The organism is Lentzea sp. NPDC059081, assembly GCF_042738015.1.
Classification (GTDB): domain Bacteria; phylum Actinomycetota; class Actinomycetes; order Mycobacteriales; family Pseudonocardiaceae; genus Lentzea.
This window is the reverse complement of sequence record NZ_JBHYGW010000007.1, coordinates 446,495-469,324: the sequence shown is the minus strand read 5'-3', so window position 1 is coordinate 469,324 and position 22,830 is coordinate 446,495. Positions and strand designations below refer to the sequence as shown.

Annotated in this window: 23 protein-coding genes and 2 pseudogenes; 12 read left to right on the top strand and 13 right to left on the bottom strand. The window is 68.6% G+C overall.

The window, feature by feature from the left end; genetic code table 11:
• Positions 1 to 490, top strand: a 490-nt coding sequence (locus ACFWV3_RS19790) for a hypothetical protein (RefSeq protein ID WP_382412830.1), incomplete at its 5' end; no start/stop codon positions are given.
• 66 nt (positions 491 to 556) lie between these two features.
• Here ACFWV3_RS19790 and ACFWV3_RS19785 read toward each other — a convergent pair.
• Positions 557 to 1,189 (bottom strand): anti-sigma factor family protein, encoded by a 633-nt coding sequence (locus ACFWV3_RS19785; protein ID WP_382412829.1) that lies wholly within the window; start codon positions 1,187 to 1,189, stop codon positions 557 to 559.
• Positions 1,186 to 1,707 carry a sigma-70 family RNA polymerase sigma factor gene (locus ACFWV3_RS19780; protein ID WP_382412828.1) on the bottom strand — a complete coding sequence of 174 codons (522 nt, stop codon included), beginning with the start codon at positions 1,705 to 1,707 and terminating at the stop codon, positions 1,186 to 1,188. Before ACFWV3_RS19780 ends, ACFWV3_RS19785 begins: the two co-directional genes overlap by 4 nt.
• 144 nt (positions 1,708 to 1,851) lie before the next feature.
• Here ACFWV3_RS19780 and ACFWV3_RS19775 point away from each other — a divergent pair, with 144 nt between their 5' ends.
• Positions 1,852 to 2,697: a DUF4394 domain-containing protein gene (locus ACFWV3_RS19775; protein ID WP_382412827.1), complete on the top strand. Its 846-nt coding sequence runs from the start codon at positions 1,852 to 1,854 to the stop codon at positions 2,695 to 2,697.
• Positions 2,698 to 2,722: 25 nt separating this feature from the next.
• On the opposite strand, the gene ACFWV3_RS19770 is transcribed toward ACFWV3_RS19775, so the two are convergent.
• Positions 2,723 to 3,784, bottom strand: a complete 1,062-nt coding sequence (locus tag ACFWV3_RS19770; RefSeq protein ID WP_382412826.1) for an alpha/beta hydrolase fold domain-containing protein — start codon at positions 3,782 to 3,784, stop codon at positions 2,723 to 2,725.
• A gap of 720 nt (positions 3,785 to 4,504) precedes the next feature.
• On the opposite strand from ACFWV3_RS19770, the gene ACFWV3_RS19765 reads away from it, so the two are divergent.
• Positions 4,505 to 4,861 carry an RHS repeat domain-containing protein gene (locus ACFWV3_RS19765; RefSeq protein ID WP_382412825.1) on the top strand — a complete coding sequence of 119 codons (357 nt, stop codon included), beginning with the start codon at positions 4,505 to 4,507 and terminating at the stop codon, positions 4,859 to 4,861.
• A gap of 13 nt (positions 4,862 to 4,874) precedes the next feature.
• On the opposite strand, the pseudogene ACFWV3_RS19760 reads toward ACFWV3_RS19765, so the two are convergent.
• Both ACFWV3_RS19760 and ACFWV3_RS19755 read right to left on the bottom strand, forming a co-directional pair.
• A pseudogene (locus ACFWV3_RS19760) lies at positions 4,875 to 5,072 on the bottom strand (ISL3 family transposase); the annotation flags it as partial.
• 580 nt (positions 5,073 to 5,652) lie between these two features.
• Positions 5,653 to 6,621, bottom strand: a complete 969-nt coding sequence (locus tag ACFWV3_RS19755) for a GlxA family transcriptional regulator (protein ID WP_382412824.1) — start codon at positions 6,619 to 6,621, stop codon at positions 5,653 to 5,655.
• Between the two features lie 446 nt (positions 6,622 to 7,067).
• On the opposite strand from ACFWV3_RS19755, the gene ACFWV3_RS19750 reads away from it, so the two are divergent.
• From ACFWV3_RS19750 to ACFWV3_RS19735, 4 genes are all read left to right on the top strand, one after another.
• Complete coding sequence (locus ACFWV3_RS19750) at positions 7,068 to 8,744, top strand: fatty acyl-AMP ligase (protein WP_382412823.1); 1,677 nt, start codon at positions 7,068 to 7,070, stop codon at positions 8,742 to 8,744.
• 64 nt (positions 8,745 to 8,808) lie between these two features.
• Positions 8,809 to 9,267 carry a heme-binding protein gene (locus ACFWV3_RS19745; RefSeq protein ID WP_382412822.1) on the top strand — a complete coding sequence of 153 codons (459 nt, stop codon included), beginning with the start codon at positions 8,809 to 8,811 and terminating at the stop codon, positions 9,265 to 9,267.
• Between the two features lie 5 nt (positions 9,268 to 9,272).
• The gene (locus ACFWV3_RS19740; RefSeq protein WP_382412845.1) at positions 9,273 to 10,220 is read left to right on the top strand and encodes an NADP-dependent oxidoreductase; all 948 of its coding nucleotides are present in this window, start codon (positions 9,273 to 9,275) and stop codon (positions 10,218 to 10,220) included.
• Between the two features lie 28 nt (positions 10,221 to 10,248).
• Positions 10,249 to 10,569: an NIPSNAP family protein gene (locus tag ACFWV3_RS19735; protein ID WP_382412821.1), complete on the top strand. Its 321-nt coding sequence runs from the start codon at positions 10,249 to 10,251 to the stop codon at positions 10,567 to 10,569.
• 248 nt (positions 10,570 to 10,817) lie between these two features.
• Here the strand turns inward: ACFWV3_RS19735 and ACFWV3_RS19730 are convergent, their stop codons facing one another.
• Entirely contained in the window at positions 10,818 to 12,653 is a 1,836-nt protein-coding gene (locus ACFWV3_RS19730) for an LCP family protein (protein WP_382412820.1), read from the bottom strand.
• 1,042 nt (positions 12,654 to 13,695) lie between these two features.
• Positions 13,696 to 13,836, bottom strand: a complete 141-nt coding sequence (locus ACFWV3_RS19725) for a hypothetical protein (protein ID WP_382412819.1) — start codon at positions 13,834 to 13,836, stop codon at positions 13,696 to 13,698.
• A 4-nt stretch (positions 13,837 to 13,840) separates the two neighbouring features.
• On the opposite strand from ACFWV3_RS19725, the gene ACFWV3_RS19720 reads away from it, so the two are divergent.
• Entirely contained in the window at positions 13,841 to 15,298 is a 1,458-nt protein-coding gene (locus ACFWV3_RS19720; RefSeq protein WP_382412818.1) for an aminotransferase class I/II-fold pyridoxal phosphate-dependent enzyme, read from the top strand.
• Between the two features lie 76 nt (positions 15,299 to 15,374).
• Here the strand turns inward: ACFWV3_RS19720 and ACFWV3_RS19715 are convergent.
• Both ACFWV3_RS19715 and ACFWV3_RS19710 read right to left on the bottom strand, forming a co-directional pair.
• A pseudogene (locus tag ACFWV3_RS19715) lies at positions 15,375 to 16,140 on the bottom strand (hypothetical protein).
• Positions 16,141 to 16,150: 10 nt separating this feature from the next.
• Positions 16,151 to 16,984 carry an alpha/beta fold hydrolase gene (locus tag ACFWV3_RS19710; RefSeq protein ID WP_382412817.1) on the bottom strand — a complete coding sequence of 278 codons (834 nt, stop codon included), beginning with the start codon at positions 16,982 to 16,984 and terminating at the stop codon, positions 16,151 to 16,153.
• A 99-nt stretch (positions 16,985 to 17,083) separates the two neighbouring features.
• Here ACFWV3_RS19710 and ACFWV3_RS19705 point away from each other — a divergent pair, with 99 nt between their 5' ends.
• Together ACFWV3_RS19705 and ACFWV3_RS19700 are read left to right on the top strand one after the other, a co-directional pair.
• On the top strand, positions 17,084 to 17,302 hold the full coding sequence (locus tag ACFWV3_RS19705) for an STAS domain-containing protein (protein WP_382412816.1): 219 nt from the start codon (positions 17,084 to 17,086) through the stop codon (positions 17,300 to 17,302).
• Positions 17,303 to 17,397: 95 nt separating this feature from the next.
• Complete coding sequence (locus ACFWV3_RS19700; protein ID WP_382412815.1) at positions 17,398 to 17,841, top strand: DUF4383 domain-containing protein; 444 nt, start codon at positions 17,398 to 17,400, stop codon at positions 17,839 to 17,841.
• A gap of 318 nt (positions 17,842 to 18,159) precedes the next feature.
• Here the strand turns inward: ACFWV3_RS19700 and ACFWV3_RS19695 are convergent, their stop codons facing one another.
• Both ACFWV3_RS19695 and ACFWV3_RS19690 read right to left on the bottom strand, forming a co-directional pair.
• Positions 18,160 to 18,528: a MerR family transcriptional regulator gene (locus tag ACFWV3_RS19695; protein ID WP_382412814.1), complete on the bottom strand. Its 369-nt coding sequence runs from the start codon at positions 18,526 to 18,528 to the stop codon at positions 18,160 to 18,162.
• A gap of 34 nt (positions 18,529 to 18,562) precedes the next feature.
• Positions 18,563 to 19,552 carry an esterase/lipase family protein gene (locus ACFWV3_RS19690; protein ID WP_382412813.1) on the bottom strand — a complete coding sequence of 330 codons (990 nt, stop codon included), beginning with the start codon at positions 19,550 to 19,552 and terminating at the stop codon, positions 18,563 to 18,565.
• Between the two features lie 152 nt (positions 19,553 to 19,704).
• On the opposite strand from ACFWV3_RS19690, the gene ACFWV3_RS19685 reads away from it, so the two are divergent.
• Positions 19,705 to 19,848 (top strand): hypothetical protein, encoded by a 144-nt coding sequence (locus tag ACFWV3_RS19685; protein ID WP_382412812.1) that lies wholly within the window; start codon positions 19,705 to 19,707, stop codon positions 19,846 to 19,848.
• Between the two features lie 297 nt (positions 19,849 to 20,145).
• Here ACFWV3_RS19685 and ACFWV3_RS19680 read toward each other — a convergent pair whose 3' ends face one another.
• Both ACFWV3_RS19680 and ACFWV3_RS19675 read right to left on the bottom strand, forming a co-directional pair.
• Positions 20,146 to 20,748 (bottom strand): NADPH-dependent F420 reductase, encoded by a 603-nt coding sequence (locus ACFWV3_RS19680; RefSeq protein ID WP_382412811.1) that lies wholly within the window; start codon positions 20,746 to 20,748, stop codon positions 20,146 to 20,148.
• A gap of 131 nt (positions 20,749 to 20,879) precedes the next feature.
• Positions 20,880 to 21,848, bottom strand: a complete 969-nt coding sequence (locus tag ACFWV3_RS19675) for an alpha/beta hydrolase family protein (RefSeq protein WP_382412810.1) — start codon at positions 21,846 to 21,848, stop codon at positions 20,880 to 20,882.
• Positions 21,849 to 22,035: 187 nt separating this feature from the next.
• Between ACFWV3_RS19675 and ACFWV3_RS19670 the strand changes: the two genes are divergently transcribed.
• Positions 22,036 to 22,641, top strand: a complete 606-nt coding sequence (locus ACFWV3_RS19670; RefSeq protein ID WP_382412809.1) for a helix-turn-helix domain-containing protein — start codon at positions 22,036 to 22,038, stop codon at positions 22,639 to 22,641.
• The last annotated feature ends 189 nt before the right edge of the window (positions 22,642 to 22,830 follow it).

Sequence of the window (22,830 nt, the reverse complement as noted above, 5' to 3'; positions counted from 1 at the left end):
GGGCGGCAACTCCGGCCCGGCCGGCGACGGCGGCAACGCCTGGGCCGTGACCGAGCAGGGCAAGTCCTGGAAGCACCACGACAAGTGGAGCAAGAACAACGGCTCCACCGAGGCCACCGCGGGCAACGGCGGCAACTCGGGCAACGGCGGCAACGCCACCAGCTCGAACAACGCCACGACCGGCAACTCGGGCAACTCCGGGAACTCCGGTGACACCGGCGGCAACTCGGCAGTGGTGAAGACCGAGAACAAGAAGTGGAACGACAACCGCGGCGACCAGTGCCACGGCTGGAAGCACAACGGCTGGAAGAACCACGGCACCCAGTCCTGGACCGAGGTCACCTCGGGCAACTCCGGTGACACCGGCGCCACGGGTCCGACCGGCGACGCCTCCAACCACAGCAACACGGTCGGTGGCCACTCCGGTCCCGCGGGCGACGGCGGCGACGCCTCGTCCTGGACCCACGGGAAGCACTCCGTGAAGGCGTGACCACGAGGTGATCAGAGGGCGGGGCCGGCACCAGCCGGCCCCGCCCTTCTCGTGCGGTCACAAGAGTTATCGCTGCGGGAACGTCGAGGACAGGGTGATTGCCCCGGCCGCGTCGCGGACGACGAAGCCGGATGCGTTCGCGCGCAACACCGAGCTGTTCAGGTTGCAGTGCATGAGGTTCTCACCGGTGCCGATGAACGAACCGGCGGGCACCTCGTTGCCGTTGGTGTTGGTCACGGCGACCCGGTAGGTCTGCCCGGCGACGAACCCGTGGCCGTCGAGCTTGATCTCGACCCCCCACGTGTGGGGGACGAGGGACGCCTCCGCCGTGACGCCGGGGGCCTGCTGGGCGAGCGCGACCGGTTCGAGCGGCACACCAAGGCGCAGGTACCACCAGGTCGCGCCTGCAATCACCACAGCGGCAGCGGCCGCGAGCAGGAGCGGAGCGCGCCTCCGTCGTCCGCGTTGGGCGTCGACTCGCTGCACGACGAGTTCTTCCAGATGCGTGGGCACGGTGACGTCGTCAGCGTCCACACGGGCCAGTGCGCGTACGACAGGGGCGAGCTCGGCGACCGTGCGCCGGCATTCCGCGCAGTCCTCGAGGTGGCCCTGCACAGCTGTGAGCTCAGAGTCGTCGAGGTGGTTCAGGACATAGGCGCCCAGCAGTTCGGTTCGCCGTTGGTGCACGAAGTCGTTCACAGCCGCACCCCCATCTCCTCCATCGCCTGCCGCAGCGCTTTCAGTCCGAAGAAGACCCTGCTGCGCAGCGTCACCTGCGACACGCCTTGTTCGGCCGCGACGTCCCGGTAGGACCGGCCGCGCAGATAAGTCTCCACCAGGGCCGCCCGGTGGTTGTCGCTGATCCTCAGCAGTGCCTGCTCCACCAACCGCTGGTCGAGCACCGCGTCGGCGTGGTCGGAGACGGTCTCCGGCCGGTGCGCCGCCGCCGCGACCAGGCGCCGGTCGTGCCGGGCACGTGCTCGCGCCTCGTCGATGACGACATTGCGCGCGATCGCGAACAACCACACACGCAGGCTCGCCAGGTCCGGGTCGAACCGCTGGGCGGACCGCCACGCTCTCAGGAACACCTCCTGCACCGCCTCCTCGGCCGCCTGGCGGTCCCCGAGCTGCCGCAGGGCGAACCGGTAGATCTCCGGACCGTGCGCGGCGTACACGGCTCTGAGGTCCAGCTCCGCCCGCTTGCCGATGATCGCCATGAGTTCCCCGTCGCCGCTTCTGAAACCGGTTCGTCGCCGGAGCAGCTGCGGATGGGTCTGATTTGTTCGGTTCGTGCTTCAACACCGGACCAGGAGACGCCGTACACACCCGTGTTCCGCGCTCACAGGCACTCGGGAGAGACCATGCGCATCGTTCGTACGACCGTCATCGCCGCCGCGGCGGCCCTGCTCGCCGGCGTGCTCGGCGCGGCCCCCGCCTCGGCGACCGGCGACCAGCTCCGCGTGCACCTGCTCACCGACGACGGCGTGCTCAGCACCCGCACCTGGACGTCCCCGCTGTTCGCCCAGCACCGGGTCCGCGTCACCGGCCTCACGGCCCACGATCGGCTGGCCGGCATCGACGTGCGCCCCGCCACCGGCGTCCTGTACGCGATCGGACGCTCGGGCCAGCTCTACACCCTCGACGCCCGCACCGGCCGCGCCACCGCAGTCGGAGCACCGATCGCGCTCACCGGCACGGCCGTCGGGTTCGACTTCAACCCCACTGTGGACCGCATCCGCCTGGTCACCTCGAGCGGGCAGAACCTGCGCCTGGTCCCCGACACCGGCGCGCTCGCGGCCACCGACGGCCCGCTCGCCTACGCACCGGGCGACCGTGCGGCCGGCTCCACGCCCAAGGTCTCCGCTGCCGGCTACACGAACAGCGTTGCCGGAGCGACCTCCACGACGCTCTACGACATCGACACCAACAAGGACACGCTGGTCACCCAGGGCACGGCCGCGGGCGTCACTCCGGTCGTCTCGCCGAACACCGGACAGCTGTTCACCGTCGGCAAGCTCGGTGTCGACGTCGAGAAGACCAACGGTTTCGACATCGCGACCGTCAACGGCCGCCACCACGCCCTCGCCGCGGTGCATCCGTCGCTGCTGGGTGGCTCGCTGCTGGTGAAGATCAACCTGGAGACCGGTCGCGCCTCGGTCGTCGGACTCGCGGGTGGCGAGGTCGTCGGCGTGGCGTTCGCGAAGTAGCCGACGCCGAGCCGGAGTTCCTCCGTCAGCGCCTGGCGAAAGCCTGGCGGAGGAACTCCAGCACGACGAACCGCGCGGTCTGGGCCGGAATCGAGCCCCAGACGAGGTCGAAGCAGTGATCAGCGTGCTTGAGCGAGACCAGCGTCGGCAGCTCCGGCGCCACCATGTACGGCGTGACCGTCTCCAACGGCACCCACTGGTCCTGCGCACCGGCGACCACGCAGACGCGCGCCGGCGCGGACTCGACGTGAGCGATGGGTGAGCTCCACTCCCAGCGGTCCGCCACCTCGTGCGGCGTGCCGCCGAGGAAGTCGACCAGCGGCGACACCTGCCGGTCGACCGGGCTGACGCGCCTGCGCCGCAACGTGTCGTAGAGCGACAGCAGGTCCACCGGCCCGTACACCGACACGACCGCCCGCGGAGGGCGTTCCTCGATGCTTGCCGCGAGCAACGCCAAATGCCCGCCCGCGGACGATCCGAACAACGCGATCCGGTCCGGGTCGACACCGAGTTCGCCCGCGTGCGCCTCCACCCACCGCATCGCGTCGATCACGTCGAAGGGCGCGACGTCCCACCTGGCAGGCGGAGCGAGCCGGTAGCTGATGCAGACGGCGCGATAACCGTTGTCCGCCAACCAGTTCGCGTACGCGCGCAGCTGCCGCCAGTTCCCTCCAGCCCACCCTCCGCCGTGCACGAGCACGACAGCGGGTCCGGTCGTCGTGCGATCCGCCGGATACCAGACACCGAGCGGAAGAGGCACACCGTCGCCTGAGACGAGTTCGTGAGTCTCCGGCGCGCGTGCGCGAAGAAACCCGGCGAGGTCGAAGAACGCGGAAGTCAGGGAGGGACGGGCACCCATCGCCAGAGCCTGACCCCACTGCGCTCCGGCCACGCAGACCTGCGCGCCGCCGGTCACCGCCGCGATCACCGCGAAGACAAGCCCACCGTTGAACACGGCCACCACGGCCAGCGCGGTCGCCAGCAGCGCCAGCGGAGGCGCCAGGCTCAGCGTCAGTGCGCGCACCACCCACAACACCGGCGCGGGCGAGGGGAGCAGCGATACCGCCGCGAGTACAGCGATCAGCACGATACTGGTCTGGTACAAGCTGATCGGCCTCTCCGATGGGCTTCAGCGCCTGAGCCACGCCGCCCAGCGCCGCGGACACCGGTGATTCGGCGACGTCCATGGTGCGGATTGGTTTGAACGCGAAAGGCAACCTCGGTCGAGAAGGCGCAGATGCGGAGACCCACCAGCAGGCGGGCCGCGTGCCCGGCGACCAGCGGCTCCGCCATCACGTCCGGGTAGGCCAGGACCTGCCGGCGCAGACGGGTGAAGCTCGAGACCCATGCGTGGGACGCACTCGGTGACACCGCCTCGTAACCGGTGAACCGCACGCTCCGCGGGACGTCCGGGAGCGGTCTGCGCCATCTGGTCGACGACCGTCTGGTCGAACATGGCGAACCGGAGATCGGCGTCGTGGAGAGTGGCGTCGCAGTCGTGTTCGGGCTGGGCTGCCTCGCTGTCGGTGACCGGCCCGTGCAGCCTGCTCCGGGACGGCCCACCGGGAGAGCAGGTCATCGTGGAAAGCCGCCTGCCGGGCTGCGGTGTGTCCTCAGTTGTCGAGGCAGCGTCCGGTTGGGAGCAGGTCTGCGATGAAGCCGCCACCAGCTCCGCCATCGATCATCCGACGGTACGTGGTCACCTGGCTCTGACCACCGGAACGGACGGCAAGCGATCGGCGCGCCGCGGACGTTCACCCCGTTCGGCGAGCCACTGCGCACCGACGGCACGATTGACCCGGACAACGTGCCGGACAACATGCCCGGCCAGATGGACCACGGCTGGCTCGGACAACACCAACACGCCTACGAACACGCCGGCGCACTGGCCCTCGTGCACATGGGAGCCCGCCCCTACATTCCGCTGCTTGGTCGTTTCCTGTCCGTGGACCCGGTCGAAGGTGGCAGCGCCAACGACTACGACTACACCAACGGCGATCCGATCAACATGATCGACCTCGATGGAAAGCTGCCTGGTTGGGGCGACGTCTGGGGATTCGTCAAACGGAACAAGTGGGAGATCGCCCTTACCGCCGCAGGGGTTCATTCCGGGCCTTGGCGCTGTCGCATGGGGAGTGAGGGCCTACCGCTTGATCGGTGGTGACGTGGAGTGGTGGTCAGGGCAGGAGGATGCGGTGGCGGAGGAGATCGAATCCGGCGCGTCCGTGCATCTGTCCCATGATTCTCTTGGTGCGGGTGTTGACGCCTTCGGTGCGGCCGTTGTGGTAGGGCAAGGTGACGGCACTGTCCACGGCAGAACGGTCGATCTCAAGACCGTTGGTGAGACTGCGTAGATGAGGCAAATCGACGGCGCGGGCCGAGATCACCCGCGGAATCTCCAGTCGGGGCAGCGGCAGGCGCCGCAGACGGCGCGACGCGGTGCTGCGGGACACCGGCACAGCGAGCAGGCCGGGCAGGCGTGCCGCTGCCCCGACCGCACAACTCTTGCGCCACATGCGATATTTGCCGGACCAGCCGCACCGTGCGGCACTGATGGCGGTCCAGCAGAACGGGAATCCGCGGCATCGATCGTGGCATGTGTCCTGAGTGGACACGCCGACGTGTTGCGCCGCGACGACCGCGGATGACCTGTTCGTCGGCTGCAGCAGGTCTCGGTATCCGACAGCGGTTGGCGGCAGCCGATCCGGGCAACGCCCAGTTCCAGCAAGACCTCAGCATCAGCCACGAACGCTTGCGTGATCTTGACGAGCATCGTTGACCGTCGCAACGGGCCAGCGCGGGCGAAGTCCTCAAAGGACTGTTCGGAGAGGCGGCGTGACCGTGGTTTCCGCAGTGCGGCACGCGATTGACCGACTGCTGGAGCGCGGCGAGACCGGAGTGCAGGTGGCGGCCTACCACAAGGGCGGACTGGTTCTCGAAGCGTGGTAAGCCGCCTCAGGAAATCGGCGCGCGGAACGTGCGCCGGTAGGCGGTGGGCGTGACGCCGATGCTGGTGTGCAAGTGCTTGCGCAGGAGCGTGGAACTGCCGAAGCCGACCTGCCGGGCGACCTCGTCGATGTGCAGCGACGTCGTCTCCAGCAGCGTGCGCGCCCGGTCGACACGGCGCTTGATGATCCACTGCGCGGGGCTGGTGCCCACCTCGTCGTGGAAGCGGCGGCCGAACGTCCGCACGCTCATGTGGGCGTGCTCCGCCATGTCCGCGAGGGTCAGCGAGCTCTCCAGGCGGGTGAGCGCCCACGCGCGGGTGGCCGCCGTCGAGTTGTGGTCGTCACGGGGGAGCGGGTGCTCGATGAACTGCGCCTGCCCGCCGTCACGCCACGGTGCCACGACACAGCGCCGTGCGGCGGCGTTCGCCACTTCGGTGCCGTGGTCGCGGCGGATGAGGTGCAGGCACAGGTCGATGCCGGCCGCCCCGCCTGCCGAGGTCAGGATCCGGCCCTCGTCGACGAACAGGACGTCCGGTTCGACGTCGACCGCCGGGAAGAGGTTCTGGAACCTGTCGGCGAGCGCCCAGTGGGTGGTCGCCCTGAGCCCGTCGAGCCAGCCCGCCGCGGCGAGCACGAACGCCGACGTGCACAGGCTCACGACCCTCGTGTCCTCGCGGATGAGGCTGAGCGCCTCCGCGACCGGTTCGGGGAGAACCCCGTGCTCCAGCAGGCCGCCTGACGGCTCCTGGGTGGCGATGACCACCGTGTCCGCGGTCGCGAGCAGCTGTTCGTCGTGGTCGACGACGACCGAGAAGTCGCCGTTGGTGCGGACCGGCTGTCCGCCGATCGAGCAGGTGCGGACCTCGTAGAGGCGTTCGCCGTCGGTGTCGAGCGCCTCCAGCAGCACCCGGCGGGCGATTCCGAGGTCGAACGGCATGACGTCGTCGAGCGCGAACACAGCGACCTGATGTGGCATGGCGTGATTATTACGGATGTTGTCATTCACGCCAATCGACCGGGGGCCCGGTGCTGGCGAAGCTTGTCCCCATGATCGCCACACCCGACGCGAACGCCGTGACGTCGCGGACTCCGAGGGGTGATGTGCTGAGAGCGGGGCGAGCCCGCCTCGGTCGTCGTGAAGCCGAGTCGCACCGACGCCCAGCACAAACTGGACCTCCTCTCCAGTAGGCGCTCTGCTGATGTCCACTCCGGACTGAACCGGAGCCGCCGGATTCCTGTCAGCCCCAATACCACCAACCTCGGTGACTCCCTCCCACGTCGAGAGAGTTCCAGCGTCTGGCTGCTGCCGTCCCGGATGAACAGTCCGCGTCACCGGTCGAGAAACATCCTTCGATCATGGGACGTCGCTGTTCTGAGCGGCGCGGCCACGGTCTGACCGAGAAATCGCACAGGAGCAGTTCCATGAGTCGTTTCATCGACACTTTGCTCGACACCGCCCGTGGTTCGGCGCGAGGCATGGTCACCGGCGCGCCCGCGCACCCCGTCCGGCGCGACTGGAACGGGGTGCACGCCAGGGCACGCCGGGTGGCCGCCGCCATAGCCGCGGAGGGGATGCGTCGCGGTTGCGCGATCGCTGTGCTGGCCGGTGAACCGGCCGAGGTCGCGTCGGCGGTCCAGGGCGTGTGGCTGGCCGGCGCCAGCGTGACCATGCTGCACCAGCCCACCCCTCGCACCGATCTCGCTGAGTGGAGCCAGGACACGGTGGGGGTGCTGACGATGATCGGCGCCCAGTGCGTGCTCCTGGGCACCGAGTTCCAGGCCTTGGGCGCTGTGCTCGGCGAACACGGCATGCCGTATCTCGTCCTGTCCGAACTGCTGGAGAGAAGTGATCCCGGTGAGGAGTTCGCCGTCGCCGCCGCGGAGGAGACCGACACCGCGCTCCTGCAGTTGACGAGCGGGACGACGGGCCCGCCCAAAGCCGTGCGCATCACCCACGGCAACTTCTACACCAACATCACCGACATCGCCGGGCGTCTCAGGCTGGTCGCCGACCGCGACGTGACGGCGTCCTGGCTGCCCCTGTTCCACGACATGGGCATGATCGCCTTTCTCGCCGTGCCGATGGTGCTGGGCCTGGAACTGGTCAAGATCACCCCACTGGACTTCCTGCGGGATCCGCTGGTCTGGCCCGCCCTGATGAGCGAGTACGGAGCGACGGTCACCGGCGCACCCGGCTTCGCCTACGCCGTGGCCGGGAAGCGGCTGGCCGAGTCACCGGAGGAAACCGCCTTCGACCTGTCCTCGCTGCGCATCGCCCTCAACGGGGCCGAGCCGGTGGACGAGGAGGTGATGGCCGGCTTCGTGGAGGCGGGCGCTCGCTTCGGTCTGCGTCACGACTGCGTGGTGTCCGCTTACGGCATGGCCGAGGCCACTCTCGCCGTGTCCGCCGCGCCTCTGGGCGGCGGTCTGGTGGTGGACGAGGTGGACGAGGCGGTGCTGAACCGCGACAACCGCGCCGTCCCGGCCAAGGCGGGGACGCCGGCCAAGAGGTTCGGCAAACTCGGCCTCCCGCTGCCTGGAGTGGAGGTCGGGGTCATGTCCTCCGACGGCACGCTGATCGGGGATCGTGAGGTCGGCGAGCTGCTCGTGAGAGGCGACGCGGTGACGTCCGAATACCTCACCGCGGACGGCCCAGTGTCGGCACAGGACGAACAGGGATGGCTGCACACCGGGGACCTGGGCTACCTCGCCGATGGGCAGGTCGTCGTCTGCGGTCGCATCAAGGACGTGATCGTCCTGGACGGACGGAAGTTCTTCCCCACCGACATCGAGCGTGCTGCCGCCTCGGTCGACGGGGTGCGCGCGGGCAACGCCGCGGCGGTCCGCGTGGAGCCGGGCACCGAGCGCGAGAGGTTCGCGGTGGTGGCGGAGTCCTCGGTCGCCAGCGACCCCGAGGCCGAGTTCGCTCTCGCCGAGCAGATCGCCGCGCGAGTGGCCCACTCGGTGGGTGTGCGGCCCGCCGTCGTTCGCGTCGTTCCGCCGGGCGGATTGCCGAAGACCTCGTCCGGCAAGCTGCGCCGGACTGACGCAGCCGGCTACCTGGCCACTGTCGAACACGGCAACCCGGTCCTGGCGTGATTATTACGGATGTTGTCATTCACGCCAATCGACCGGGGGCCCGGTGCTGGCGAAGCTTGTCCCCATGAACGCCACACCCGACGCGCACGTCGTGACATCGAGGTCGATCAGCCAGGAAGCGGCGGTAGCGCTCGTCGAGGCGGCGATTGCCGCCTCCGCCGCAGAGGGGATCGCGATGGCGGTCGCCGTGACCGACTCCGGCGGTCACCTCAAGGCGTTCGCCAGCATGGACGGCACCCCGTTCCTCGCGACCGACGTCGCTGTCGACAAGGCCTGGACGGCCACGTCGTTCGGTGTGCCGACCCACACCTGGACCGAGATCGTCGCCCAGCCGGCCTCGGCCCAGCTGGCCCACCGCCCGCGTCTCGTCGCGGTGGGCGGCGGCTTCCCGATCGTCGCGGACGGCGCGGTGGTCGGCGGGCTCGGCCTGTCCGGCGGCAGCGCCGAACAGGACGCCAGGGCCGCGGTCGTCGCGCTCGAAGCGCTGGGTTTCACCACTGAAGATGAGAAGGAATCTCGATGACGAAGATGCGTGCCGTCGTCCAGCGCGAGCTGGGCGGACCGGAAGTCCTGGTGCTGGACGAGGTCCCACGGCCCGTGCCGGTGCCGACCGAGGTCCTGGTGCGCGTGCGCGCCGCGGGCATCAACCCGGTCGACTGGAAGACCAGGACCGGCGGCGGGATGGCCGGAGTGCTCGGAGCACCCCCGTTCACCCTCGGCTGGGACGTCTCCGGCGTCGTGGAGGAGGTCGGCTACGGCGTCACCACGCTGGCCCCCGGCGACGAGGTGTTCGGCATGCCGTGGTTCCCGCGTGCCGCGAGCGCCTACGCGGAGTACGTGACCGCGCCCGCGCGCCAGTTCGCACGCAAGCCGGCCTCCATCAGCCACGAGGAAGCCGCCGCCCTGCCGCTCGCCGCACTGACCGCCTGGCAGGCGCTGACCGCGGCCGCGCGGGTGGAGAAGGGGCAGCGGGTGCTCGTCCACGCCGCCGCCGGAGGCGTCGGCCACCTCGCGGTCCAGTTCGCGAAACACCTGGGCGCGCACGTGATCGGCACCGCGAGCGCCGCCAAGCACGACTGGCTGCGGGAGCTCGGCGCCGACGAGGTGATCGACTACCGGTCCACCCGGTTCGAGGACGTGACCGGTGACGTCGACGTGGTCCTCGACGCCCTCGGCGAGCACGACGACACGGCGCTGCGGTCGGTCGGGGTCCTGAAGCCGGGCGGCGTCATGGTCTGCTTCAGCGGGTTCCCGCCCCACGCCGCTGCCGCCGCCACCGACGCGGGCGTGCGGCTCACGCCGTTCCTGGTCGAGCCGGACGGTGCCGCACTGGCCACGATCGCCGGGCTCGTCGAGGCAGGCGAGGTCACCGTGCGGGTCGACGAGGTGTTCCCGCTCGACCAGGTCGCGCAGGCCCACGCGACGAGCGAGGCGAACGCCACCAGCGGCAAGCTGGTCCTGCGCGTCGCCGGCTGACAACCCTTCACACGAAAGGCATGGCACCGTGTTCTACGAGATTCGCCGCTACCAGACCCGCCCCGGACTGCGTGACGAGTGGGTGGCCTTCATGGAGTCGGTAGTGCTGCCGTTCCAGGAGTCCATGGGCATGAACGTCACCGCGTCGTTCATCGACGAGGAAGACCCCGACGGCTACGTGTGGATCCGCCGCTTCGACGACGAGGCGGACCGGGAAGCGTTGTACGCCAAGGTGTACGAGCACCCGAAGTGGCGCGACGAGATCGGCGGCGAGGTCGCGAAGCTCATCGACGTCGACCGGATCGTCGTCACCCGCGTGGTGCCGACGAGCGCGTCCGGGCTGCGCTGACGGCACCTGAGCACGCATCCTGGGCGAGGTGATCGTCAAGGACGACTCCGTGGGGACAACACGTCACGGCTGCCGCTGCTCAACGGCGTCCGCATCCGACGTGATGGGCCTGGACGTCCGCGATCACGACCGAACGTCGTGATCGCGGACAAGGCCTCCCCGCAGGTCGAGGCCTCGACCTGCTCGATCGTCCACGGGTGTCGCGGCGGGAGCGGTCCACGTCGGCAGGACGTCGAACCGCAGGTAGGTCACTTCGCTGCGCAAGGGTTCTGTGCGGCGTTCACAACGGACAGGCCGAGATCCTGCTGCGACTGGTTTTGTGGCTGCGGAGAGCTCTGCTGGTCGCCCGCACGAGGCGTTTGGATCTTGTTGTCGAAGTTCTTTCCGATCACCAGCTCGATCTCACCACCCATCTCGGGCGCCTGCACCAGTTCCGCGATGGGCACCGCGGCCTTCACCACGGCCGCCTTGGTCTCGCTGCCCCTGGCGAACTTGATGATCGTCTTCGGTGCCTGTTGCGGCGCGTTGTCCTGCTTGACGACTCTGAATCCCTCTTGCTCCAACGCGGTCGACGTCCTGGCGGCAGCGCCGCTGTTCGACGGATCGCCGTTGAGCACCTGCACCCGCACGTCCCCGGGAGCGACCGGGGTGCCTGACTGCTGATCAGGGGCTTCACCGGGCTTCGTGGCGCCCTTCTCCTGCGGCAGCGGGGTCCCGTCGATGATCGTGTGGAACAACGCCTTGACGTCGTCGTCCTTCAGCCGCTCGATGTTGTCGCCCGGATCGTTGATCAGCTTGTTGTCGTCGGTCCAGTGCGGCATCGTCACGAACGAGACGCGGCCGGCGTCGAGGCTCTGCAACGAGTTCGCGAGCTCCAGCAGTGAGGCGACGTCGATGTTGTCGCCGACGGTGGACTTCGTGAGCGCGTTGATGAAGTTGTTGAGCTTGGCCGGGCTGAGCAGTACCTCGTTGGACAGGACACCGCGCAGCATCGACGACAGGAACTGCTGCTGCCGTTTGATGCGCTCGAAATCCGTGCCGCTGTCACCGGCGACGGTCCGTGCGCGGACGTACTGCAGCGCCTGGTTGCCCTGGAGCAGATGCTTGCCGGGCTTGTCGATGACGACGCCGAGTTTCTCGTCGACGATCTTCGTGGGCGTGCAGATCTCCACGCCGCCGATCGCCGTCGACATCTCGCGGAAGCCGATGAAGTCGATGCTGACGAAGTGGTTGATCTTCAGGCCGGTCAGCTGGGTCATCATGTTGGCGACGCACTCGGGTCCGCCGGCGGCGTACACGGAGTTCGCCATCACGCCGTTCTCCGGCGCCAGCGGGCCCGCGTACTGCGCGTTGTCCGAGTTCCAGCTACGGCACGCGGGACGGTCGACGCGCACGTCGCGCGGCAACGACACGATGACCATGCGCTTGCGGTCCTTGGGGATGTGAGCGAGCATGATCACGTCGGACCGCGCACCACCCTCCTCCTCCTGGGTACCGACGTTGTCGCCCGGCTTCGCGCCCGCCCTGGTGTCCGAGCCGACCAGCAGGAAGTTCTCGTCACCGAGCTGCTTGTCCGCCTGCTGCACCGCCTGCGAGTTGCCGCCGAGCGCGTCGACCTTCTGGATCTTGGCGTCGGCCCACCGCATCGCACCCCAGCCGATGCCCGTCCCCACGAACACCACGGCCGCGGCGGCGATCACCGCGATCCTGGCAATGCGCGTGAGTGTGCGCGGTCGGGCCCTGTGACCGGTGGAGCGTCGACCACCTGTCTCCTCGTCGAGGACGGCCGGCTCGGCGAACTGCGTCGCTTCATCAGCGAGTTCCTTCTCGCTGCCGTCCTTGACCCACGGCATGAGCCTGACCCGGCGCTCATCGCGCTGGCGCTCCTGCTCGAACAGCTCGTCGTGCACCGCGGAGAACCGCGCGAGGGTGTGGTCCACCTCGCGGCGCTTCTTCACGTCGTCGCCGATGGCCTCCATCTCGGTGGTGAGGCCCAGTGGGTCCACGTCTTCGCGCTTCGCGGCCCCGGCCGCCCCCGCCACCGGAGCAGTCGGGACGGCCTTCAGGCCGAGCGCGTCGGCCATGGTCTCGTTGCGACTGTTCGTGAGACCACCCTGCAGACGAGGTGCACCGGCCGGCGCTTCTCCCGGGGCAGAGGCAAGCCGCACCCGGTGAGATCCGCTCTGCTCCGGATTTCCGGCAGGCCTCTGCCGGGCACCCGCTTGCCGGGGACCGTTCGGCACCGCGGTGACATCGGACCTCGGGCGCCCGCTGGTCTGATCGTCGGCGGAGGGGCTGGGGGCAAGCCGGCCAGCCGGCGGGCGCATACCCGGTCGCTCGACGGGCCCGTGAGCCACAGGTGGCTGTTGCCGAGGCTGTTGTGGCTGCCGGCGGAACGGGTGGTCGGCCGGGGCACTCATGCCCGACGCCGAACCTTCGGGCAAGCCCGGCGGGCCGTGCCGAGGAATGTTCATCCTGCTGCGCTGCTCGGCAGGATTCGAGGAGTTCGATCTGTCAAAGCGTTCCTCCGGTCGACGTTCGCGGTCAGTCGGCCGGTTGCGCTGAGGAACCTGATCACCACGGGAAATGGCGCCCTCGCGCCGGGGATCGTCGGTCACCGATTCTTCCTTCCGGGGCAGAAAATGAAAAAGGCACTGGAGTCACGAAGTGATGATGGCCGGGACTGGAGGTTTGCATCTCTGATGCAATTGCCGCTGAGAGTCTCAGCGACGCTGCTCAGGGGCCTGGTCTCATGCGTCCTTGATGTTCACGATGTCACCAGTGAGCGTGACAATCACTCTGTCGGTTCGTGCCTGCTGGTGCGTTTGTCGCGCCGTCAGGGGAGCGGGAACGGCGGCTGTGGCAGCAGCCACGACAGTCGTCAGTCCTGAGGCGAGATGCGATCGTTTCAACGCGCGATTCCCTTGGGTCCACTGTGGTGAGGAACTGACCTCGACCATGGAGACACCGTGCGGGGGTCGATCTGCTGCAAGCAGTTTGAAGATCCGGCCGACAGGATGTTCAGCAGTGCCGGAAGCGAAGCCGGAAGTGCCTGGTCCGGACGGTTGTAGTGCGAGAAGCGCCCGTCACGTCGCGCCTGCAGCGCGTCCGCTCACCCCCATCGGGTCAGTCCCGGCCGGCCAGGAGGTCGTGATCGCCGTTGACGCGGCGAGCCAGGACGAGCTCGGTGAACGCGGCCGCGGCGGGCGAGGCGGGAAGGCCGTTCGGGACGACGAGGAGTGGCGGGTGGGTGAGTGGGTAGGTCAACCCCATGGACCATTCGCACGCACCCGTGCTGGAGGCGATCGAGGAGGTCCGGCGCCGTGACCAGCTCCCGTTCATCCCACCGGGCCACAAGCAGGGCAGGGGAGCCGACCCGAGAGTGCTCGACGTCCTCGGCCGGGACGTGTTCGCCTCCGACATCATCCTGATGAACGGTCTGGACGACCGCGAGATGAGCGGCGAGGTCCTGGCCGGCGCCGAGGACCTGATGGCCGACGCGGTCGACGCGAAACGGGCGTTCTTCTCGACCTGCGGCAGCTCGTTGAGCGTGAAGAGCTGCATCATCACGGTCGCCCGGCCCGGAGAGAAGATGCTGATCTCCCGCAACGCGCACAAGTCCGTCGTGGCGGGCCTGATCATCAGCGGTGTCGAGCCGGTGTGGGTGCACCCGCGCTGGGACCGCGAGTGGGAGTGGGCCTACCCGCCGGGACCGCGGGAGGTGGCGGCCGCGTTCCGCCGCGCACCGGACGCGAAGGGGATGCTGCTGATCACCCCGACCGACTACGGGACGTGCGCGGACATCGCCGCTGTCGCGGAGGTGTGCCACGAACGGGACAAGGTGCTGGTCGTCGACGAGGCGTGGGGCGCGCACCTGCCGTTCCACCCATCGCTGCCGGCGTGGGCGATGGACGCGGGCGCGGACCTGTGCGTCACCAGCGTCCACAAGATGGGAGCGGGCATCGAACAGAGCTCCGTCTACCACCTGCGCGGCGACCGGGTGGACCCGGAAGTGCTGGCGATGAGGGCGGACCTGCTCAACACGACGAGCCCGTCGTCGTTGATCTACGCATGCCTGGACGGCTGGCGCAGGCAGATGCGCGAGCACGGGCACTCGTTGCTCGATCGCGCGCTCGAACTGACGCACGAGACCCGCGACCGGCTGGCACCGCTGGTGCGGGTCGTGGGCCGGGACGACGTCGTCGGCGACGAGAAAGCGCACGACCACGACCCCCTGAAGATCGTGCTCGACCTGCGCGGCCTCGGCATCAGCGGCTACACGGCCGCCGAGTGGCTGCGCGACGAACACGCGATCGACGTGGGCCTGTCCGACCACCGGCGGATCGCCGCGCAGATCACCGTCGCCGACGACGAGCACACGACCAAGCGGCTCGTCGACGCCGTCACCGCGCTGGCGGACAAGGCCGACGGCCTGCCGCGAGCCGCGCACGTGGACATCCCGGATCCGGGCGAGCTGGAACTGGAGCAGGCGATGCTGCCGCGCGACGCGTTCTTCGCCGAAGCCGAGCACGTGGCCGCACGGGACGCCGTCGGCCGGATCTGCGCGGAGACGCTCAGCCCGTACCCGCCGGGTGTGCCCGCCGCGTTGCCCGGTGAGGTGATCACCCAGCCCGTGGTCGACTACCTCCGATCCGGGCGGGATGCCGGGATGTACCTGCCGGATCCCACCGACCCCGAGGTGAAGACCATCCGGGTGGTACGGCGATAGCAAGGACTGGCGGCCGAAAGGGGGGCCGGTTCAAACCGGCCCCGCCCCTTTCCGGTGTGAGCGCCACGGGTCGTGTTCAGCCCGCGGGGTGGAGCAGCACCTTGGTCCAGCCGTCGTCGCGGTTGTCGAAGTGCGCGTACCCCTCGGCCGCCTGGTCGAGCGGCAACTCGTGGGACACGATGAACGACGGCGTCGCGCGCTCGGCGACGATCAGGTCGCGCAGCTGCCGGTTGTAGCGCTTCACCGGTGCCTGCCCGGTGCCCATGCGCTGGCCCTTCATGAAGAAGCTGCCGTAGTCCCAGCCGACGCGGCCCTGCTTGGCGTTCTCGTTGCTGGCACCAGGGTCCTCGGGCACGTACACGCCGACCACACCGATCCCGCCGGCCGTCCGTACACAGTGGACGAGGTTGTCGAGGACGAGCTCGGGGTGTTCATCGCCCTGGTGATCGTGCGCCTGATAGCCCACGGCTTCGACACCACAGTCCGCGCCACGCAGGAACGCACTGTGCGCCGCCATCAGACCGACCGGGCCGCCGCCGAACACCACCACGTCGTCACCTGGCTCCTGGCCGGCGAGCACGGTGCGTGCCAGCCGGTGGGGAAGACGTCCGAGAGCATGGTGAAGTCGTTCTCGAACTCGGTGCCGGCGGGCAGCTTCAACAGGTTGAAGTCTGCGTACGGCACGCGCCCTCGTACATGTGCAGGTCCGACCCGCAGATGTTCGTGGTGGTGATGCGGACGACCGCGTCCGTAGGCTGCTCGACGCGGGCGTCCGGGACCTCCTGCACGGCGACGTCCTCAGGCCCGTGGTACACAACTGCCTTCGCTCCTACCTCCTTCATCGATGGGTGGTCAGCGCAGGAACTCGAGCAGCACGCGGTTCCACTCGTCGGCGTGGCTCACGTTCACGCCGTGCGGGCCGCCGGTGACGACGTGGACCTGGCTGCCGGCGACCGCCGCGTGCGTGCGGGCACCGGAGCCTTCGAACGGCACCGTGGCGTCGCTGTCACCGTGCAGGACGAGCGTGGGCACCGTGATCTTGGCGAGGTCGTCGCGGAAGTCGGTGGTGCCGAAGCTGGTCATGCAGGCGAGTGCGGCCTTCTTGTCGGCCTGCTCGCAGAGCGCTCGTGCGTCCTGCCACTGAGGCTGGGTGACGCGGAGCTCGCCGTTGGCGGAGAAGAACTCGGTGACGAACTGGTCGTAGAACTCGTCCTGGTTCTTGGTGAGCGAGGCGGCCATCTCGGCGGCCTGCGACTTGGTCAGCGGGCCTTCGGGGTTGTCGCCGGAGTGCAGCAGGTAAGGCGGGACGGCGGAGGCGAACACGATGCTGCGCAGGCGTTCGGGACCGTAGTTCGCGACGTAGCGGGCGACTTCGCCGCCGCCCATGGAGAAGCCGACCAAGGTGACGTCGCGGAGGTCGAGCTCGGCCAGCAGCGTGTGCAGGTCCTCGGCGAGGGTGTCGTAGCCGTACCCGGTGAGCGGCTTGTCGCTGCGCCCGAACCCGCGGCGGTCGTAGGTGACGACCCGGTAGCCGGCGTCGGTGAGGGCGGGGACCTGGTACTTCCACGACTCACCGGACAGGGGCCAGCCGTGGACGAGCACGATCGGGCGTCCCGGCCCGCCGGTGTCGTCCACGTGCAGATTCGTGTTCCTGAACAGGCCGTGGTGAGCCGTGATCTCGGGCATGTCATTCTCCGATGTACGGTCGGAAACACCGGTTACCCGCGGATCTTGCTCGTACACAAAGCGTGCCCGAGGCATACGAGGGGACGGTTCAAACAGGCCGTGGACTGCGCAGGCTCCACCGGCACCCGGTCGCTCACGGTCGACCTCACCGGCGTCACACACCTGGCGAGCGCCGGGGTCGCTCTCCTGCACGCCCTCTCGGCCCGGCACCGCGACAACGGCACGGAACTGACGCTTTACGCACCCGTCGGCACTCCAGCCGACCTGATCATGACCTTGGCGGGCATCGGCCACCGCACCGCGCGCTGGGACCGGTGACGGCAGGCAGACTCCGGGGGCGGAGCCGTTTGTCACCATCGGTCAGGGGTAGCCGGGCACGACCGAAGCGAATTTCCCCTTCGACGGGAGTCGTCATGCCCAGTACCGGAACGGCAACGCGCAGCACGGTGCAGAACATCGCGCTGGTGGTGGCGGTCGTCTTCGCGATCGTGGGCGTCGCCGGGTTCATCCCCGGGCTGACCACGAACTACGACACGCTGATGTTCGCGGGCCACGAGTCGCAGGCGATGCTGCTGGGCCTGTTCATGGTGTCGATCCTGCACAACATCGTGCACCTGGCGTTCGGCGTGGTCGGGTTCCTGATGTCGCGCACGGCGAACGGTGCCCACGCGTTCCTCGTCGGCGGTGGTGTGGTCTACCTGGTGCTCTTCCTGTACGGCTTGGTGATCGACCACGGCAGCGACGCGAACTTCGTGCCCCTCAACACGGCCGACAACTGGCTGCACCTGTTCCTGGGCGTCGCCATGATCGGCCTCGGACTGGCGACAGGCCGCGGGCATGGCAGGCGCCGGCACTGAGCGAGTAGCGGTCACGGGCGGTGCGGGCTTCTCGGCTCCCGTTTTCGGCGATTTGTTTGGTCGGGCCTCGGTTGATCGCATGATCGCACCCGGTGGTGCACCGTTTAGTTTTTTCGGATCAGGCTCACCCATCGACGTGTCCGACGAGCACCGGTGCCCGCCTGATCGCCGATGCGGAGTGCATGCCCGTGGTGGTCAGCCGGAGCAGCTCTTCACGATCCCGCGCCGGCAACGTGACCGGCCGTTTCAACTGGAGGCAATCGCAACAGCCTCCCAGCCAAAGGCTCCACAGCTGAGCAGCGACACGTTTCCAGGACTTCACCACGCTTTCGACGCGCGGAAGGCCCGGTTGCCCGCGATCAGGTCGTCGAGCGAGTCGCGGGTGCGGGAGAGCTCGGCGATGTGCGCGTCGAGCTTCTCCCGTTCCTCGCTCATCCGCGCGAAGGCGGCATCGGTGTTGTCCGGTGTGGGCGTGCTCAGGCACCAGGGCAGCAGCGCGAGGATCGTCTGGCTGCTCAGGCCCGCGAGGTACAGCCGTTGCAGGTACCGCACGCGGTCGACGTCCTCCTCGGCGAAGCGGCGGTGGCCTCCCGCGCTGCGGGTGCTGGTCAGCAGACCTTGTTCCTCGTAATACCGCAACGCGCGCGTGGTCGCTCCCGTTCGCGCCGACAGATCACCGATGCGCACCGCTGCTCCCGTGTTCGTTGGACCTTTCTCGAGCCTAGCCCCGGGCGAACACGTACGGCTTCAGAGCCGGTTCGGTGGCCGAGACCGGAGCGGCCGCGATCACGTCGGTGGCCGCCTTGAGGAACGTCGCCAGGTCGTCGACGACCGTGTCCGGGTCGACGCCGGGCATGTTCTGTTGCGAGCACAGGGAAGCGGGGATCTCCGCCGGGTTCGCCGGGCCGTTGCGCGTGATGGCGTTCATGGTGAGGGCGTACGCGAGGGCATCGCTGGTGCCGATGGTGATGTGGTCGGCCACGTTCTGCGGGCAGACGTCCTGCAGCGAGATGTTCGCGACACGGCTGGCCGGGCCGTGCACGTCCGTCGTGCCGGCCGGGGTGACGAACTGGTCGTGGGTCGTGGACAGCGAGGTGTAGGAGATGCCGGCGAAGGTTTCCTGCCGGGAGTTGGTGGCCTCGATGAACTTCGCCGTCGTCTTCAGCTGGAGAGCGAAGGCCGGACCGTTGCCGTTCGGGTACAGGCTGTCGTTCTGGTCGCTGCCGTGGTTGACCGCGGCCAGTCCGATGTGGTCGGCGACCATCGCGCGGGTGTCCGGCCAGAACCGCAACGCGAACCGGGCGCTGACGCCGCCCTGGCTGTGCCCGATCACGGCGATCTTGCCGCGGCTGACGGCGTGGGTGTGCCTGATGGCGTGCACCACGTACTCGGCCGAGACCTGCACGTCGCCGACCGAGCTGCCGGGCAGCGTCACGGCGCAGTACGGGTGTCCGATCCGGTCGAGGGCGCGGAACCAGTTCCAGGAGTACGCCTCGTCGGGCCCGACACCCGTTCCCGGTACGAACAAGGCGACTTCCCGCTGCGACCCGTACGCCGACGGCGTGCAGCGCACGGCGGCCTGGAGGTCGGCGATCGGCACCGAGAGTCGCGGGCCGGGACGGTTCACCGGTGCGTAGGGACCGGCGGAGGCGGCAGCGGCCGACATCGAGACGAACAGCAGTGTGGCGACCAGGACGAGCAGACGTTTCATGGCTCCACGCTAGAATTTGACGCCGACGTGAAGTTCAAGTCCTCGGAGGCGCGCAAACCGGTGAGCCGCGTCACGTCCGCCCAGAGTGTTGAAAGCTATTTCAGGTTCGGATCTTGGTGGGGTGCTGGCGAAGCTGATGGAACGCGGATGTGGTGCGTTTTGATCTGACCGGTGCCGAGTGGGAACTGATGGAGCCGCATGTGCCGGTCGCGGCCGCGGGGTTGTTCCTGCGACGGGTGCGCGACCAGTTCAAGACGGATTTCGTGGAGGTTTCGCACCAGAACGGGCTGGCGTGAGGTGCCGCGCCGCATCCGGAAAGCACGGGGGCTCAACCAGATCCAGGCCCTCGGCGCGGCCGACCGGCCCCGCACCCGTCCAGATGCGGTGGATCCGCCGCCGGCGGCCCAGGATCCGACGCCGACGAGTCCGCAGATCACCTGAGCCGGGGAACGAGCCGACGCGCAGCGCGCCAGAGGTGTCCGTCGGTGTTCCCCGTGGTGGACAGCCGTGGCGCCGAGTGGTGTGCGCTGAGCAGCGATCATGTGGGTGCTGCTCCCACTGGGCGACATGCCCGCCAGGTTCTCTGCGGTTCCCTATTCCTGGGAGATGGAGATGGTGAACTTCGCCGTTCCCAGGGCCCTCGCGGTCGCGAAGAACAACGGGGCAGCATGCTCGGTGGCCAGGGCGGTCTGGACGCCGCCCAGGTCCAGAACGCTGCTTCCGGGCCATCCCAAGTCGCCGAGCAGGCCCGTGACCACGGTCTTGGCCGCGCTGTCGTCGCCGCTGACGAAAACAGTCACCTGGGACAGCGACGCCAGTGGGTCGACCATGATGGTGAAGTTCATCGTGTTGAGCGTCTTCACGACACGGGCCCGTGGGAAACGTGCCTGCACCTGCTGGGCCACGCTGTCGCCGGGGTAGGCCATGGTCATCTGCGGGGTGAAAGCGGCCGAGGGGTCGAGCACGATCTTGTCGGCCAGCACGTCATCCCCGATGGCTTCCAAGGTCCCGAGCACGGCCGTGCCCGGGATGGCGGTGACGACCACGTCGCTGGACGCGACGGCCTCGCGCGGGCTGAGTGTTCCCGCTTGCCCCGCATGCGTTCGTGATCCGTAGACCACGTGATGACCGGTGGCTGCCAGACGTGTCCCCAGTGCCGAGCCGACTTTGCCTGTGCCGAGGATCGCGATTTTCATGGGTTCTTCCCGAGGTGGTGCGGACGATCGACATGGGGGATGCGTTGTCGAAGAAACGCTGCCAGGCCGCTTGCGGTGGCGATCGCGGCTCACACGTCGTTGGCCGAGCGACGAGGAGCCCGAGGTCGCGGCTATTTGGTTTCGACTGTCGCCAGGGGCGTCTTCCGGGTTTCGAGGGCGTTCACAGCGACGTCCCAGGACGTGTCGCCCGGGAACAACTGGGAACGCAGGTAGGCCCACACGAGCGCCCGCAGCGCGGCAACCCGTTCGGGGTTCTCGTCGGAGGTCTCCGCGGCGTCGTAGCCGGAGATCCCGCCGAACAGGTGCTGTGCGCCCAGGAAGGTCAGCAGCGTCTTGTTCCCGCCGGGGCTGTGGGTGTAGGCGTCCCAGCGGTAGCTCAGCCGAGAGGAGAAGTGGGGGTTCAGGTCCTCGTCGCCGGCGATGACGAGCGCGGCGCCGGTCATCTTCCCGAAGTCGATGTGCGTCAACATCGGGTAGTGCTCAGCGGCCCACGGCGAGAAGTGCTCGTCCGCGATGCCCGGTCCTCCGATCACGACGCCGGCCTTGACCCGGGAATCGGAGAGGTCCTTGTCCCGAGGGTCGTTCGGGTCGAGCACCTGCATGCCCAACAGCAGTGAGACCGTGGAGCCACCGAGCGAGTGCCCGACCGCGGCCACCTTCTCGGTGTCGACACGGCCCGGCAGCCCCGGAACCGCGGCGAGAACCTCCTCCAGGTGATCGAGGACGACGTGCATGTCGACGGCGCGGTCACGCCAGAACAGCGGCGCGTCGGGCAGGTCCTGGTCGCGCAGCCCGAGCACGGTGGAGTCCAGGTGCGTCGGCTGGACGACGACGAACCCGTGAGCGGCCCAGAAATCCGCCACCGGGCCGTAACCACGCAGTGAGGAGAGGAAGTTGGCCATGCCGTGCCCGTGCGAGAGCAGAATCACCGGCAGGTCGGTTCCGGTCACAGGCGCCGAGATCTTGATCTCCAGCGGCACGGGCCTGCCCGGCACCTCGAGCGACACGGGACTGCAGCTGACGATGGGGGTGGGGTCGCCGACCGGGAAGCCGGCGGCGTCCGCGTAGGACGTGCTCAAGGGTGTTCCTCTCAGGACGTTCGTCCGTGAAGCCGTTGCCTGACGGACTCGTGGGTGATCGACTTCGACCGCCCGGCGAAAGATTGCCACGCATGGCAAGTTTGCACAAGAAGGCATTTTAGCCATGTAGTGCATGTATGCTGGGCGCGTGCAGGGGGATGATCAACGGAGTGCGGAAGGTGCGACGGTGACCAGCGGCGGTCCGGGACTTCGCGAACGATCCAAAGCACGACGGCGTCGGCTGATCCTGCACACGGCCCTGCGCTTGTTCACCGAACGCGGGTACGACCGGACCACGATCGCCGACATCGCCGAGGCGGCCGAAGTCGCGCCGCGGACCGTGACGGGCTACTTCCCGTCGAAGCTCGACTTCATCACCGAATGGCCGGCCTCGATCGAGCAGCGAATCATCGCGGTGTACGAAGAAGATCCCACCGTGGAGTTCATCGACCTGGTGGACGGGTGGTGGCACGACCTGCGCGACAACGTCGACCGGGAGGAAGCCGCTCTCACTCGCGCCATGGCTCTGGCCAACCCCGGCGTGATCGCCATGGCGGAGGCCGAGGTCTCACGACGAACCCCCGGAACCGGATTCCCCTTCGGGGGGACCGATCGCGACGACCTGTTCGGTGCCGCGGGCCGAGCCGCGATCAGGGGCGTCAACCACGTGTTCCTCCGCGGCGTCGCCGAGGGCCGCATGACCGACGAGCTCCACGGCGACCTGCTGCACCTGATCCGCACCATCGCCGAGCGCACCGACGTCGGCCACGGCTCACTCAAGCTGGATCCTTAGTGATCAGTCGGAGATGGGCCGACGTGACGTCACGTTGGACGTCGTGACCGAGTTCTGCTGACTTCGCAGGCAGATCCCTGCCGCGGCGCGGAGTTGGGGGGGGGGGGGGGCGGCCGAAGCCGGGGAGGGGAAACGAACGCCGTCAGGATGGCTGAGAAAAGGGTCGAGAGCGGTCGGGATAAAGAAGTT

Excerpts from the sequence above, each read along its gene's own strand:
- ACFWV3_RS19730 (WP_382412820.1), bottom strand. The coding sequence starts at position 12,653 with ATGGCCGACGCGCTCGGCCTGAAGGCCGTCCCGACTGCTCCGGTGGCG.
- ACFWV3_RS19775 (WP_382412827.1), top strand. The coding sequence starts at position 1,852 with ATGCGCATCGTTCGTACGACCGTCATCGCCGCCGCGGCGGCCCTGCTC.
- ACFWV3_RS19755 (WP_382412824.1), bottom strand. The coding sequence starts at position 6,621 with ATGCCACATCAGGTCGCTGTGTTCGCGCTCGACGACGTCATGCCGTTC.
- ACFWV3_RS19720 (WP_382412818.1), top strand. The coding sequence starts at position 13,841 with ATGGACCATTCGCACGCACCCGTGCTGGAGGCGATCGAGGAGGTCCGG.
- ACFWV3_RS19745 (WP_382412822.1), top strand. The coding sequence starts at position 8,809 with ATGAACGCCACACCCGACGCGCACGTCGTGACATCGAGGTCGATCAGC.
- ACFWV3_RS19780 (WP_382412828.1), bottom strand. The coding sequence starts at position 1,707 with ATGGCGATCATCGGCAAGCGGGCGGAGCTGGACCTCAGAGCCGTGTAC.
- ACFWV3_RS19750 (WP_382412823.1), top strand. The coding sequence starts at position 7,068 with ATGAGTCGTTTCATCGACACTTTGCTCGACACCGCCCGTGGTTCGGCG.
- ACFWV3_RS19690 (WP_382412813.1), bottom strand. The coding sequence starts at position 19,552 with ATGAAACGTCTGCTCGTCCTGGTCGCCACACTGCTGTTCGTCTCGATG.
- ACFWV3_RS19740 (WP_382412845.1), top strand. The coding sequence starts at position 9,273 with ATGCGTGCCGTCGTCCAGCGCGAGCTGGGCGGACCGGAAGTCCTGGTG.
- ACFWV3_RS19700 (WP_382412815.1), top strand. The coding sequence starts at position 17,398 with ATGCCCAGTACCGGAACGGCAACGCGCAGCACGGTGCAGAACATCGCG.
- ACFWV3_RS19680 (WP_382412811.1), bottom strand. The coding sequence starts at position 20,748 with ATGAAAATCGCGATCCTCGGCACAGGCAAAGTCGGCTCGGCACTGGGG.
- ACFWV3_RS19710 (WP_382412817.1), bottom strand. The coding sequence starts at position 16,984 with ATGCCCGAGATCACGGCTCACCACGGCCTGTTCAGGAACACGAATCTG.